This is a genomic window from Vibrio sp. 1249-1, assembly GCF_033340495.1.
This window is the reverse complement of the sequence record NZ_JAWOWJ010000375.1, coordinates 1-800: the sequence shown is the minus strand read 5'-3', so window position 1 is coordinate 800 and position 800 is coordinate 1. Positions and strand designations below refer to the sequence as shown.

Genomic DNA, 800 nt, shown 5'->3' with positions numbered 1-800 from the left:
TTACTACGATCCGATGATCGGCGAAAACATTCGTGATTTGATTCAACCAAACACCAAAATACTGTTTCTTGAATCGCCGGGGTCAATCACGATGGAAGTTCAAGACGTTCCAACCATGGCGCGCATCGCTCACGAGCACGATATCATTGTGATGCTCGATAACACGTGGGGCGCAGGCGTGAACTTCTCACCTTTCGAGCATGGCGTGGACATTTCTATTCAAGCGGCGACAAAGTACATCGTTGGACACTCTGACGTCATGCTCGGCACCGCAGTGGCGTCTGAGAAATACTGGGATCAGCTTCGCGAACAAAGCTACCTGATGGGTCAATGCGTTTCTCCTGATGACGCTTACCTTGGCCTACGTGGCATTCGCACTTTGGATGTTCGCTTACGCCAGCACGCTGAAAACAGTTTGAAAGTCGCACAGTGGTTGGCAAGCCGCCCTGAAGTGGATCATGTTCGTCACCCTGCCCTAGAGACTTGCCCTGGTCATGAGTTCTTTGAGCGTGATTTTACTGGCGGCAATGGCTTGTTCTCATTTGTGCTGAAAACCTCGTATCCAAAAGCGACCACAGCTTTGCTTGATGGCATGAAACACTTCAGCATGGGTTACTCTTGGGGTGGTTATGAGAGTTTGATTTTGGCTAACGAACCTCGCAGCTTTAACAGCTTACGCACGGTCGCCAATCCGAACTTTGAAGGCACTCTGATTCGTATTCATGTAGGCTTGGAAGATGTTGAAGACTTAGTCGCCGATTTAGAAGCCGGATTTGCTCGATACAACGCCCTAGTGCTTG

At 49.6% G+C, this 800-nt stretch carries 1 protein-coding gene; it reads left to right on the top strand.

What is annotated here, in order from left to right:
• Positions 1 to 800 (top strand): cystathionine beta-lyase (metC, locus tag R7Z50_RS26470; protein ID WP_318149609.1); only part of this gene is annotated, 800 nt, incomplete at both ends.